This window comes from Aminobacterium sp. UBA4987 (assembly GCF_002396985.1).
GTDB lineage: Bacteria > Synergistota > Synergistia > Synergistales > Aminobacteriaceae > Aminobacterium > Aminobacterium colombiense.
The window spans coordinates 72,448-85,214 of the sequence record NZ_DGZF01000009.1 but is presented as its reverse complement, the minus strand read 5'-3'; the positions used below and the strand labels follow the sequence as shown (position 1 = coordinate 85,214).

Here is a 12,767-nt window from a genome sequence, read left to right as displayed (position 1 = left end):
TCTTAACTCCTTTGTTTGAAAAAACAGCAGGGCCAGAAGAAGTCCCCAGCCCCGCTGTCATCCCCTTTAGGTTACGAGATAGGCTTCTTCTCTTAGTGTTTCTCTATGGTACGGATCTCTCGTCCATTTACATCTACAACTGTCAGCTTCAAAGGCATTCTGCCCACTGCATGAGTTGAGCAAGAGAGGCATGGGTCATAACAACGAATGACATGTTCCATTCTGTTAAGTACGCCTTCCTCCACAGATTCCCCATGAATGTACTTTTTCGCCACAAGCTCTACGCCCTTATTCATGGCATAGTTGTTGTGTCCAGTGGCCACAATGAGATTGACCTTTGTAATGGCACCTTTCTCGTTCACCTGATAGTGGTGAATCAAGGTTCCGCGAGGTGCTTCAATGACACCGATACCTTCAGGCTGAAGGCTGTTAGATGTGATCCTAAGTTCGCTTCCTACAATATCTTCATCGTGAAGAAGCTCTTCCATACGCTCAATTGCATACATGATCTCAATTAATCTGGCGTAGTGATAATACATAGTATAGTGCACTATGCCATCATCTGTCAGCTTTCTAAAAGCCGCCAATTCGGCAGAAGCCTCTGGAGTAGAGATTGTATCGCAAGCATTGACACGTCCCAAAGGTCCAACCCTGTAACTTCCGTGGGGAAATTCCAGCGGTCTGTAGAAGGGGAACTTCAGATAACTCCAAGGTTCCACGTGCTCGCCAATAAAGTTCACGTATTCTTCAGAGTTAAATTCATCAGTAATACGTCCCCTTGGCCCCCGCAAACGAATGCGGCCATCGTACAGTTCAAGGTTTCCTTCGCGAACTAGGCCAAGATAGGAGGTCTCCAGAGTGGCAAACTCCTTTGCGTCATCTCCATGTTCTGCCAGATAGTTTTTGATCAGATCAAGTGCCTTGCGGAGGTCTTCCTTAATTTTAGGGATCCCCGCCAGAATGGTTTCCCGTTCTTCTTTTTTCAGACTGCGGTTCACGCCGCCGGGAATACTATGCCATGGATGGACTTTTTTTCCACCAAGAGTTTTTATAACTTCCTGCCCAAATTTGCGCATGGTCACACCCATAACCGCCAAATCCGGGAATTTAGCGACCAAACCGGCCACATTTCGTATGGCTGGATCTGCATCAAAGCCAAAAAGCAGGTCCGGACTCGAAAGGTGGAAGAAAGAAAGGGCATGGGACTGAATGAACTGCCCCATATGCATAAGCTCACGAAGCTTATGGGCTGTAGGTGTTATGGTGACACCTAGAATAGCGTCACATGCCTTCGCAGAAGCCAAATGGTGGCTTACCGGGCAAATGCCGCAAATACGAGGGGTAATAACAGGCATTTCCCGAAAATCCCGTCCCTGGGTAAAGGCCTCGAATCCCCTGAACTGAGTGACGTGAAAGCGAGCGTCATGAACTTCGCCCTTTTCATTTAAAGTCACCGTGATCTTTCCATGTCCCTCTATACGGGAGACAGGATTAACAACAATGGTTTTTGCTTTTTCTGCACACATTTTCGATCTCCTCCCTGCTCCCTAGTCGTACCTCATCATGTCTACCGGCACTTTGGGGATACGCCCCTGCAATATTTCCTCGAAAACAAAATAGATCGTATCCGCATCCGGAGGACACCCTGGAACGTATACATCAACTTTTACTTCATAGTCCACAGGGATAGCGTGAGGCAATAGCTTAGGAATATCCTCTCCGGGAAGGATACCTTTTGGGTTCACCGTAGAAACGGTATTTATATACCCCTCTTTGAGGACATCCTCTACTTTCGCAAAGTTTCTCATACAGTTAATGCCGCCAAAAACAGCACAATCTCCCCATGCAATGAGAATTTTGCACTTCTTTCTCATCTCTTTAGCTAGATGTACTTCCTCTTCGTTTCCTAGAGCTCCCTCAATGACTCCTACTGTTACTTCAGGGAATTCTTTAAAGTCTGTTATGGGCGTAGCCGTTATTTCCACCAAATCAAGGAGGTTTATTATTCGTTCATCAATATCGAGGAAAGACATATGGCACCCGGCACATGCCTCAAGCCAGACTGTTGCTACCTTCGGTTTAGACATACCCTACACCTCCTCTGAAGAAACCACTTGGGCTTTATCAGGTGAAACATGTGATTTAAATACGTTTTCACAGGGCGATGCTGAAGAAGAGGTTGCCAGAGAAACGCCCATCCGTGACGCAAGATCCTGGAAAATCTTCGAAAGCCCACGAAGCCCTTCTTTTGGGGGAACAATCATGTTCATTCGGCGGCGTTCTCCCTCCAATGTGCAGAAATGACCGCTTCTCTCATACCACGCTGGCATGGGAAGCAAAACGTCCGCCATGTTAACCAGAGGACTAACCATGTAGGGTACATGTGCTACTACAAATCTAGCCTTATTGACGGCTTCCAATGACTTGGGATCTTCCGGTACCATGCCTGTTGAACTAACATAAAGGAAATCAAGGTCTTCTGTTTCAAGCCACGCTTTTTTGCCTAAAACTGTATTCCACGCGCCAAGGCTATTCCCGCTCAAAACCATAGGAACAAGAGCTAATCCGTCTTCGAAGAAGCCTTGTGCCGTAATGGCCATGTTCACCGCCTCCATAACTATCTGAGGGTGTTTGGCCAGTCTTGAACCAAGAACAACAACCGGCTTTTTGGCATCAGCCAGGTATTTAGCGGCTATAGCTATTTCTTCCGGTTTCATATTGGCAAGATCCGCTACTGATGAAATTCTGTTCTCCGCATCTTCTTTCCCGGCAACCGCTTCAGTAAAGGAAACAAGGGCCCCGTGAAGGACTTCGGGAGAAATGCGGATATCCACATCGGTAATCCCTTCGAAGGGATTGTCCTTGGCCGAGAAATTGATCAGTTTGGCTCCATTTTTCACCGTAGCCACACGGATATAACTGGCAACGACAGGGGCTTCATTCTGAGGATCAGCGCCAATGACTATGATTGCATCGCTATCAAGTATGTTGTGGGCTGCTGTAAACGGTTGAACCCCTTGGCTTATAAATGGGCGGAAACCTTCTTCAAAGCCGCGAAGCACATCTCCATTGAAGCAATCGACCTTATCCATCTTCAAGGATTTACGGAAGAAGTCAGAAAGAACTGTGAGCTCTTCATCTGTGGAAAGCCCGGATATAAGTGCTCCCGCTCTATTTGTGGCCTTGGCCCTCCCCAATTTGTCGGCAACAAGGTCAAGTGCTTCATCCCATGATACTTCTCGGAAGGTTGAACCCTCACGGATCATGGGCACAGAGAGACGTTCTCTCTCTGTAGATTCAGGAAGCCACCAGCGGCCTTTGTGGCAAAGCTGCCCGCCGTCAGGAGTATCAATTGAAGCCCCTTCGACTCTGGCAACACTTCCTGTTCTTACATAGGCTTTGATTTTGCAGCCTATGGGGCAAAGGGGGCAAATGCTTTCCACTACTTCGTCGCAATCGTTACGGCGTCCACGATAGACAAAATCCCGGATTGTAATCGTTCCTGTAGGACAAACCTGAGCGCAAGCTCCGCAGGAAACACAAGTATCGCTCTCACCAAGGACTTTCCCCAGGTCAGATACTACGCTGGCATTCCATCCGCGTTTTTCCAGATCAAGGGTGTGGGCTCCAACCTTCTCACCACAAACCCTGATGCAGCGAAGGCAAAGAATGCAACGGTTATGGTCTACCTGCAGGTCTTCGTCGGAAGCGTCATTATGAAAATCAGAATAGAGATAGGGATATCTCACTTTATCCATGCCATGCTCGATGGCAAGACGCTGCAGCTCGCAATCTCCGCTTTGGGAACAAAACATACAGAAATGGTTGCGCCCAGCAAAGAGCAGTTCAAGTATCTGCAATCTGTAGGCTCGCAGTTTTTCTGTTTGAGTATGGACCTTCATGCCATCAGTGGCAGGAGTAGTGCAGGAGGTCAGCAGTTTGTTGCTTCCTTCCACTTCTACGACACACATACGACATGAACCTATAGCTGATATACCCTCTAAATAACAAAGGGTAGGAATATAGACATCATTTTTACGGGCTATATCAAGGATCGTATCTCCAGCTGTACCCTTACAAACCTTTCCGTCAATGTTAAGAGTTATTTCGCTCATATTCGCATCCTCCCTGCCACTCTAACCTTTGATAATGGCTCCGAAGGGGCACTTTTCAAAACACGTGCCGCAACGGATACATCTCTCTGTGTCGATAGTGTATCCCGAAGCTCTGTCCCCGGGGATACAATGTACCGGGCAGTTACGGGCACACAGACCACAGCGCTTGCAAAGGTCCTGGTCGATGGAGTACTCGATTAGGGCGGAACAGACACCTGCGGGACACTTCTTGTCTTTTACGTGAGCCACATATTCATCTCTGAAATACCGCAGGGTTGTAAGTATGGGGTTAGGCGCTGTCTGTCCCAATCCGCAAAGAGACATTTCCTTAACCATAACCGCCAGATCATGAAGGGTGTCGAGATCTTCCATCGTACCCTTTCCCTCAGAGATCTTATTGAGAAGCAACAACATCTGCTTCGTTCCTTCCCGGCAAGGAGTACATTTTCCGCAAGACTCACGCTGAGTAAACTCAAGGAAAAATTTAGCTACGTCAACCATGCAGTTGTCTTCATCCATAACGACCATTCCGCCGGATCCCATAATGGCGCCGACCTCTGCGAGGGATTCGTAACTTACAGGAAGATCAAGATGTTCTTCAGTGAGACATCCGCCACTTGGCCCGCCAATTTGAACGGCCTTGAACTTCTTATCATTAAGAATTCCGCCGCCTATATCGAAGATAATCTCCCTTAGGGTAATTCCCATGGGAACTTCCACAAGTCCGGTATGTTTAACCTTACCGGTCAGAGCAAAGACCTTGGTCCCCTTTGATTTTTCAGTCCCCATTGAAGCATAATGATCGCCGCCATGAAGGATAATATAAGGAATGTTTGCCCATGTTTCCACGTTGTTGATGTTCGAGGGTTTCCCCCACAAACCTTTATTGGCCGGAAATGGCGGGCGGGGACGAGGCATTCCGCGCTGACCCTCGATAGAGGCCATGAGAGCTGTCTCTTCACCACAGACAAAAGCTCCTGCCCCTTCTTTGATATGCACTATAAATGAGAAATCTGTGCCCATAATATTCTTTCCGAGAAGTCCATAGGCTTCAGCTTTCTCGATAGCAGTCTTTAAGCGCTGGATGGCCAGAGGATATTCAGCACGGCAGTATATATAGCCTTCATCTGCACCTATGGCATAGGCCCCTATCATCATTCCTTCAATGACACAGTGGGGGTCGCCTTCCAGAATGGAGCGATCCATAAAGGCACCTGGGTCGCCTTCGTCAGCGTTGCAGATGACATATTTTTTATCCCCCTGGGCTCTGGCACAGAAGCTCCACTTCAGTCCAGTGGGAAATCCGCCGCCTCCGCGACCCCTTAATCCCGACATTTTTACCTCTTCTATAACCTGCTCCCGGGTCATTTCAGTCAAAGCCTTGCCCAATGCTTCGTATCCATGGCGGACAATATATTCCTCGATGTTATCCGGGTTGATATAACCACAATTTTCAAGAGCAATGCGATGCTGTTTGCCATAGAAAGGAATCTCTTTATAATGGGGAACTTTAGGGGCTTCTTCTGAAACAGTATAAAGAAGTCTGGGAACGATTCGTCCCTTCAAAAGATGTTCACTTACAATTTCTTTTACGTCTTCTGTTTTTACCTGGCAGTAAAAGGTCCCTTCCGGATAGACCACCACTATTGGACCCATTTCACACATACCATGGCAGCCTGTAGGGACGATGAGAACCTCTCTGTCGAGCTTCTGGTTTCGAAGTTCTTCACGGAATGCATCCATCACCTCATGAGATCCACTAGAGGTACATCCTGTTCCTCCGCAGATGAGAACGTGCGAACGATAGATTGGCATCCTCACTACCCCCCCTTAGTCGGCTCTGCCAATGGCCAGTTTCTCAACAATATGGCCATTGACAACGTGCTCAGTGATGATGACAGGGATGTCACTGGGCTTCACATTACCGTAGGTAATACGTTTCCCGTCACGAATAACATCTACAAGAGGTTCATCCTGGCACATGCCAATGCACCCAGTCGTTTGGACATTTACTTCATTGAGTTTCCGTTTTTCTATTTCATCCATAATAGCGGTCATGATTTCTCGTGCACCAGCAGCAATACCGCACGTACCCATTCCAACAATAATAACGACTTTCCCCTCAGAACGAGCAGATGTTAAATCCTTTGATGACTCGCGAATTTTTTTCAGTTCTTCCAGATTAGTTATTTTAGCCATTGCCGTCCTCCTTGTTATTCAAACTTTGCAAGTACTCCAGCCACCATATCAGGAGCAAGACGTCCAAAGGTCTGGCTGTCCACCATCATGACTGGGGCTAGTCCACATGCGCCAAGGCAGGCGACTGGCTCAATCGTAAACCTTAAATCATCAGTCGTCTCGTTCTCACTGACGCCGGTAAGTTCTTTGACTTTCTCAAGGATCTTGAGACTTCCGCGAACATGGCAGGCTGTTCCTCTACAAACTCGAATTACATGTCTACCTCGTGGTTTCAAATGGAACTGAGCATAAAAAGTCGCAACCCCATAAATTTCAGCTTTCGGGATCTTAAGTTCTTTGGAAATGGTTTCCATTACCTCTGGGGGAAGATACCCGAACTCATGCTGAGCTTCCTGGAGAATCGGAATAAGACCACCTTTCTTATTCTTCCAGGGCGCCACAATTTCCCGCGTTTTCTGGATCCTTTTCAACTCCACTTGTGACATGATTCCCCTCCTTGTTGTGAACTTCCATTGGTGCTTCTGGGAAGTATTTCTCAACGTTAATCATATATAAATGAACGAAACTAATTATTACTAATCGTTATCCCTTTCACAAATCGAGGAGACAAAGTTCCTGGGTATTTTTTATACAATATATCTCTATCCGCAAATATAGATAAAAGCCGCTCCCCTCCGAAAGCGGCTTACTCTTTTGTTTTCTAGAGGGGATACTGTTTTTGTCTTCATTTAAATACCCCCCATATGTATCTCATAGAGGTCGTAATCAGAAAAAAAGGAGTTTTCAATTTTCACGTTCATGCTATCACATGGGCAAAGACTGTACAACCCGAAGGAAAAGTGTATATTGCGTCCATTATTCAAAGATATTTGGTTGCGTACTGTTCTACTCGGACATAAAGAAAGGATTATTACTGCTGGATGAGGTGGAAAGTTCACCTTCTGTGAGGATAAGAAGGCGATCTGACAGGCTTTTTACCCAAAGGACATCGTGGCTGACAAGCACAAGGGTGGTTCCCCACTTTTCGCGGCACATTCTGACACCCTGCTTTATAAGTTCAGCGCTTACCCTGTCGACACTGGCTGTAGGTTCATCAAGCAGCAAAACTTCCGGTTTTATAGCTAGACGACTGGCCAAAGCAACTCGCTGAGCTTCCCCTCCAGAGAGTTCAAACCACTTTCTTCTTGCAAACTGACTGGGGGCCAGGCCGACAAAATAAAGGGCCTCTTCCATACTTTTCATTAGCTCTTTACCCCTTACTCCTCGGACTTTCAAACCAAAGGCCACATTTTCCCAAACAGCACGTTTTAAAAGATAGGTGTTCTGAAGCAAAAGGGTCACAGATCTTCTGTAGTTCACTGATAAGGTTTCAACACGCTCTTTTTTAAAATAGAGCGTTCCTTCCGTTGGTGTTTCGAGGAAGGCAAGGATACGAAGCAAAGTACTCTTGCCGCTGCCATTTGCTCCTAAAAGACCCAATATTTCCCCCTGCCCTATTTCTAATGAAGGGATATGGAGAGCACACCGCTGACTATAAAAATGCTTTATATTTTTTAATCGATACATAGCCTTCATGCCGCGCTCCTCCGTTTAAATTCAGCAAGAAAGAGATTGACCAATAGAACTATGAACAAGAGAACCATTCCAAGAGCTATGCCCATGGCGAACTCTCCCTTACCTGTCTCAAGGGCCATGGCCGTCGTTATACTTCGTGTATGCCACTTGATGTTTCCACCAAGCATCATAGATACGCCAACCTCAGAAATAATCCGGCTGTAGGCGGTAATAGCAGCAACAGTAACGGCATATCGAGCCTCCCACAGGGTGCTTAGAACCAACTGTTTTTTCGTTGTTCCTAGGGTAAGAAGAGTCTGACGCAATTGTACTTCCAGGCTTTCAATAGCTGATGCTGTAAGAGCCACCACTATGGGCAACCCTAGAACAACCTGGCCTATAACAATTCCTTCAAGAGTGAACAACAGACCGAATTCGCCAAGTGGCCCCCTTCTTGATATGAGGGAATAGACTAATAGACCAACAACCACTGTAGGGAGAGCCAGAAGAGTGTCCACCAGGGTTCGAATACTATTTTTCCCGGGGAAGGAAATGCTTCCAAGTAAAAATCCCGCAGGAATTCCAAGGAGAAGAGATATGAGAATAGAAAGGGAAGAGACCCTCAATGTGGTAATAACTGCTGACCATGTTTCGGCATCTCCCCTGGCAAGCAGTTGAAAGGCAGTGGCAATTCCTTGTGAAATGTAATCCATGGCAGCTGTTCCTCCCATAAAAGAAAGCGCCGCCTCAGGTTAGGCAGCGCTTTTTCATCACATATTATCCTCTTTTAGCGGGCGTTGGGGAAAAAGAGCTGTTTCCCAAGCAACGTAAAGTCTCCAATTTTTTTCTGTACATCAGGAGAAACCATCCAGTCTATGAACTCAAGGGCAAGATCATATCTGACATTTTCACAGCGCATGGGGTTTACAGCAATGACGCTATACTGATTTCTAAGTGCGGCATCCCCTTCTACAAGGATGGCGAAGGGGGAGTTTTCCTTATTCACATCTTCGTATTTAATAAAGGTCCCCCGGTCAGTCATAGTATAGGCATTTCGCTCTGCCGCTATATTAATGGTGTTAATCATCCCCTGGCCAGTCTGGATATACCATGACTCCCTATCGGGGGTCATCCCCGCGCCTTTCCAGAGATCCATCTCCATTATGTGGGTACCAGACTTGTCTCCTCGGCTTGCAAAAGGCGTTTCGGAGCTTGCAATCTTATTCAGGGCTTCTACTGCTTCCAACCCTTTGATTTTGGCGGGGTCAGCTTTAGGGCCGATGATGATGAAATCATTGTACATAGTTTCCCGTCGGTTCACTCCGTAACCATCTGAAACATACTTTTTTTCGGTGTCTGGAGCATGAACAAGCAAAACGTCCACATCGCCATTCTTACCAAGTTCAAGCGCCTTTCCAGTGCCAACAGCAACCCACTGCAGTTCTATTCCTGTTTCTGCTTTGAAAAGAGGAGCTAAATAATCGAGCAATCCCGTGTTATCAGTACTGGTTGTTGTAGCCATCCTCAAAACTTGAGCATCTGCCAAGACAGCAGAGCATGAAAAAATAATTAGTGAGGCCAAAAACAACGCCATTAATCTTTTTCGCGGAATACCCATTACAATCCTGCCCCCTTGTTATTCCTCTATTAAATTTAATTGTTTTTATAGAAATAACTCCGTTAAAACACAATACCACAATCCATTTTGAAACTCAATGTTAAGGATTTTAATGTTAAATTAAAAAGAATGACTACGCCTGATTCAGTTCTCCCTCAGGTTCCTCTCTAAGCATGAACCGATCGAGATCTCTGAACTCACGACGCAACAAAAAAGAAGCCAGGATCCCACCTCCTACATCAGATATGGGGAATGCCAGCCACACTCCATCAGTTCCCATCATAGGCGGAAGCAAAAGAATGGGGGGGATAAAGAAAAGGACATGCCTTAGCACATTGAGAAATAGACTCTGACGTCCCAGGCCCAGAGCTTGGAAAGTATAGGAAGCAACTATGGAAATTCCCGCAAAGACAACGCAGCTGTAAGAGATCACCAATCCTCTCGCCGCAAGTTTTATCAATTCAGGACTTGTAGTGTTAAAGATCATGACAAGAGGTTCTGCGAAAAAATATACCATGATAAAACTTGACGCAAAGAAGAATAAAGCCCCGAAGAGAGCCCATTTGATTGTGGCCTTCACCCGCTCTATCTGTTTCGCGCCAAAATTATAACCAATAATGGGCTGGGCTCCTTCTCCTATACCAAGTACTGGAAGAAAAAAGAGAGAGTCAAGACTAAAAAATATACCAAGGGCAGATATGGCTATTTCCCCACCATAGATTTTCAGCGTCTGATTTAAAACTCCCAAAATAAAAGTAAAGCCCGCCTCGAGAATAAAAGGCGCCGTTCCTATTGAAATAATGCGTTTTATCACATTTTTACGGAAACGCAAATGTATAAACCGAATTCGCAATGATCCTTTTTTTCTTACAAAGAAAGAAACAGCCCAAAGAGCCGCAATGAGTTGAGCAACAATCGTGGCAAAAGCCGCTCCCTCAAGGCCCATGTCAAATACAAAGATCATGACGGCATCAAGAACAATATTGATGCCTGCACCTAAAAGAAGGGTCATCATGGCAAAACGAGGGGCACCTTCTGCCCGGATAAAATAATTAAAACCAAAGCTGAAGAGTGAAAAGGGGATTCCCACAATGATAATCCGTAAATATTTCCGAGCGTGGGGCAATAAAAGGTCGGTGGCTCCGCCAAGGCGCAAAATCTCATCGAGGAAAAACCAGCCTAATAAGAAACCCCCAATACTGGCAATGGCGAGAAGAGCAATGGCGTTGCCCAAAACTATTTCAGCCCGCCGCCTCTTTTTTTCTCCAAGAGAAATTGAAATAAGAGCGGAAGCCCCCACTCCTATGAGCAACCCCACCGCAATCACTGCTACCATAAAGGGGAAAGCCACTCCTATGGAGGCTATGCCTGTGGGACCCACTGCATGGCCAACGAATATGCGGTCTACTATATTATAGAGGGCATTTGCCAAAAGTCCTGTAATGGCCGGCCCTGAAAAATGAAAAAGAAGACGGGGGATTGAATCCTCCCCCATCTTTCTTGCTCTTTCCATCTTGTCCTCCTACCCAACTGATAAAAACAGGGGCCTTCGTCGATCAGACTTCACCTGGATATCCCAGTTCCCTTGTCATTCTCTGCAAAGCCTCGAGAGCTTCCCGGGGGAGCTTATCTACCCCTCCACGCTCCGATTCCCTTGATTTTACAAAAGCAACCCTGTCTTTTATACGGGCAGTAATTTCTTTTTTATACTGAACATCATCAAGGTGGAGAGGGAAATCTTCCATTTCCATCACTTCTACTGCACTCAAGGCTCCTAAAGGGCTGAAAGAAACTCGCCCTTCTACAATAGATTCTAATATAGAAAGGGTATGACGGGGCTGCACTTTCTTCCCCATAAAATCCCCTGTATTCAAGATATAACAATCCACTCCACTTTCAAGCAGAGTCTTAAAGCGCCCGTAATCAACCCCTAAGGGATAGGTCCTGAAGGGGTTTGCATAGGGCTCAAACACTAGAGCGTTTGGATCAACACCAGGGGCAAGGCGCTCTGCCGTTGTTCTGCGAGTGGCTAATGTAGCCCCCATAGCGGCTCCTAGCACAGGATCAGTAATTTTGAGCACAGGGGGTATCGTGGGATCTTTCATGAGCCAGAAAATAGCATCTATCGGTTCGTCAATCCGATCTACTCTTGTTGGAGACCACAATTTTGACTTGATAGCCCTCCCGTTGCCATTTCTAAGATCTTCAGTTACGGCATAGACCAAACCGCTCTCCTTACGAACCGCACCGCAATTCTGAAGGGTAACTATAAACTTGTTATCCTCACAATCCATTGGATAATCCTGTACTTTATCAAAATAAGAAGGTTCCAGGGCGATAGAATATCGCTCTTTCAGGTTAATGACAAAGGCATCGTCATGAAGCACTGTTATATCATAGCGATTTTCGTGGCGTGCATGGGTAATAGTGGACTTCCCTGACCCTGATAATCCAAAGACAGCCGCTACAAAAGAACGGTCTCCAGAAAGATTATACCGTTTCAATCCGCCATGGCAGGAAGCGAAACCGTTGCGGACAGCTGTTCCCCATGCCAGGGTGAGGGTTCCCTTTTTTAACTCGCCAAAATAGCGCATCCCTAAGATGGCCGCGCAATTATGTTCTGGGTCGAAGAGGGCAAGTCCTAGAGGATGATCAGGATGCTTCCAATCAGGATCAGCCAGTATATAAATATCCCCATCAAGATAGGCATGGGATTCCTTATACATTTCACTATAAATCTTATTTATATACTGGAAGTTGAGAATCCAGTTATAGAGCAAATTCTCATGACCTTCAGGAATGAGCAGATGAGCTCGGACCATAAAATCTTTTTCAAGCCCTATAACAGCTTTCGCTGCATAGAGATTCCTGTATCGGGTATGATATACCGCTTCTCGAAGTTTGGCTGCATATTCATCCAAAGACACTTCAGGGTCGCCAAGGATACGCCTGGCAGCGGCACATCGCCCTACCACAGCTCCATCATTGAAAAGAAGGACGTTGCACCCTTTAGGAAGCCCCTGCCACTCAGGTTCATACACTGGCATGCCTGTCAGTTCGATAGTCCCGACACTTCTTTTAGCCAGCTCATAGGCCTCACGAGGTGTTGTTACATGGAGTACGTTATTGCTCAAAAATGCTGTTTCTATAGTGGTTCTAATTCTGGAAGATACCTTTCCAAAAGTTTCTTTATCGGTGTAGTCACCTACAGTAGCCATATAAACACTCCTTCTGTAGTAAAGGTTTTTCCCATCTTACAATATGCGTACGATTCCGGCCAG

General features: G+C 46.2%; 11 protein-coding genes. All 11 read right to left on the bottom strand.

What is annotated here, in order from left to right; genetic code table 11:
- Window positions 1-92: 92 nt before the first annotated feature.
- Complete coding sequence (locus B2U56_RS04430) at window positions 93-1,526, bottom strand: Ni/Fe hydrogenase subunit alpha (protein WP_013048933.1); 1,434 nt, start codon at window positions 1,524-1,526, stop codon at window positions 93-95.
- 21 nt (window positions 1,527-1,547) lie between these two features.
- Window positions 1,548-2,087, bottom strand: a complete 540-nt coding sequence (locus B2U56_RS04425; RefSeq protein WP_286952558.1) for an NADP oxidoreductase — start codon at window positions 2,085-2,087, stop codon at window positions 1,548-1,550.
- A gap of 3 nt (window positions 2,088-2,090) precedes the next feature.
- Window positions 2,091-4,115, bottom strand: a complete 2,025-nt coding sequence (locus B2U56_RS04420; RefSeq protein ID WP_286952556.1) for a molybdopterin-dependent oxidoreductase — start codon at window positions 4,113-4,115, stop codon at window positions 2,091-2,093.
- A 21-nt stretch (window positions 4,116-4,136) separates the two neighbouring features.
- Window positions 4,137-5,930 carry an NADH-quinone oxidoreductase subunit NuoF gene (nuoF, locus tag B2U56_RS04415; RefSeq protein ID WP_286952554.1) on the bottom strand — a complete coding sequence of 598 codons (1,794 nt, stop codon included), beginning with the start codon at window positions 5,928-5,930 and terminating at the stop codon, window positions 4,137-4,139.
- Between the two features lie 15 nt (window positions 5,931-5,945).
- Window positions 5,946-6,314 (bottom strand): (2Fe-2S) ferredoxin domain-containing protein, encoded by a 369-nt coding sequence (locus B2U56_RS04410; protein ID WP_013048937.1) that lies wholly within the window; start codon window positions 6,312-6,314, stop codon window positions 5,946-5,948.
- A 14-nt stretch (window positions 6,315-6,328) separates the two neighbouring features.
- Window positions 6,329-6,799 (bottom strand): NADH-quinone oxidoreductase subunit NuoE, encoded by a 471-nt coding sequence (gene nuoE / locus B2U56_RS04405; RefSeq protein ID WP_213700873.1) that lies wholly within the window; start codon window positions 6,797-6,799, stop codon window positions 6,329-6,331.
- 400 nt (window positions 6,800-7,199) lie between these two features.
- On the bottom strand, window positions 7,200-7,889 hold the full coding sequence (locus tag B2U56_RS04400) for an energy-coupling factor ABC transporter ATP-binding protein (protein WP_286952552.1): 690 nt from the start codon (window positions 7,887-7,889) through the stop codon (window positions 7,200-7,202).
- Window positions 7,886-8,581 carry an ABC transporter permease gene (locus B2U56_RS04395; protein ID WP_286952550.1) on the bottom strand — a complete coding sequence of 232 codons (696 nt, stop codon included), beginning with the start codon at window positions 8,579-8,581 and terminating at the stop codon, window positions 7,886-7,888. Before B2U56_RS04395 ends, B2U56_RS04400 begins: the two co-directional genes overlap by 4 nt.
- A gap of 74 nt (window positions 8,582-8,655) precedes the next feature.
- Entirely contained in the window at window positions 8,656-9,486 is an 831-nt protein-coding gene (locus B2U56_RS04390; protein WP_286952549.1) for a substrate-binding domain-containing protein, read from the bottom strand.
- Between the two features lie 133 nt (window positions 9,487-9,619).
- On the bottom strand, window positions 9,620-10,999 hold the full coding sequence (locus B2U56_RS04385; protein WP_286952548.1) for an MATE family efflux transporter: 1,380 nt from the start codon (window positions 10,997-10,999) through the stop codon (window positions 9,620-9,622).
- Between the two features lie 43 nt (window positions 11,000-11,042).
- Window positions 11,043-12,704 (bottom strand): phosphoenolpyruvate carboxykinase (ATP), encoded by a 1,662-nt coding sequence (locus B2U56_RS04380; protein WP_286952546.1) that lies wholly within the window; start codon window positions 12,702-12,704, stop codon window positions 11,043-11,045.
- Window positions 12,705-12,767: the final 63 nt, after the last annotated feature.

Excerpts from the sequence above, each read along its gene's own strand:
- B2U56_RS04430 (WP_013048933.1), bottom strand. The coding sequence starts at position 1,526 with ATGTGTGCAGAAAAAGCAAAAACCATTGTTGTTAATCCTGTCTCCCGT.
- B2U56_RS04425 (WP_286952558.1), bottom strand. The coding sequence starts at position 2,087 with ATGTCTAAACCGAAGGTAGCAACAGTCTGGCTTGAGGCATGTGCCGGG.
- B2U56_RS04420 (WP_286952556.1), bottom strand. The coding sequence starts at position 4,115 with ATGAGCGAAATAACTCTTAACATTGACGGAAAGGTTTGTAAGGGTACA.
- nuoF (WP_286952554.1), bottom strand. The coding sequence starts at position 5,930 with ATGCCAATCTATCGTTCGCACGTTCTCATCTGCGGAGGAACAGGATGT.
- B2U56_RS04410 (WP_013048937.1), bottom strand. The coding sequence starts at position 6,314 with ATGGCTAAAATAACTAATCTGGAAGAACTGAAAAAAATTCGCGAGTCA.
- nuoE (WP_213700873.1), bottom strand. The coding sequence starts at position 6,799 with ATGTCACAAGTGGAGTTGAAAAGGATCCAGAAAACGCGGGAAATTGTG.
- B2U56_RS04400 (WP_286952552.1), bottom strand. The coding sequence starts at position 7,889 with ATGAAGGCTATGTATCGATTAAAAAATATAAAGCATTTTTATAGTCAG.
- B2U56_RS04395 (WP_286952550.1), bottom strand. The coding sequence starts at position 8,581 with ATGGATTACATTTCACAAGGAATTGCCACTGCCTTTCAACTGCTTGCC.
- B2U56_RS04390 (WP_286952549.1), bottom strand. The coding sequence starts at position 9,486 with ATGGGTATTCCGCGAAAAAGATTAATGGCGTTGTTTTTGGCCTCACTA.
- B2U56_RS04385 (WP_286952548.1), bottom strand. The coding sequence starts at position 10,999 with ATGGAAAGAGCAAGAAAGATGGGGGAGGATTCAATCCCCCGTCTTCTT.
- B2U56_RS04380 (WP_286952546.1), bottom strand. The coding sequence starts at position 12,704 with ATGGCTACTGTAGGTGACTACACCGATAAAGAAACTTTTGGAAAGGTA.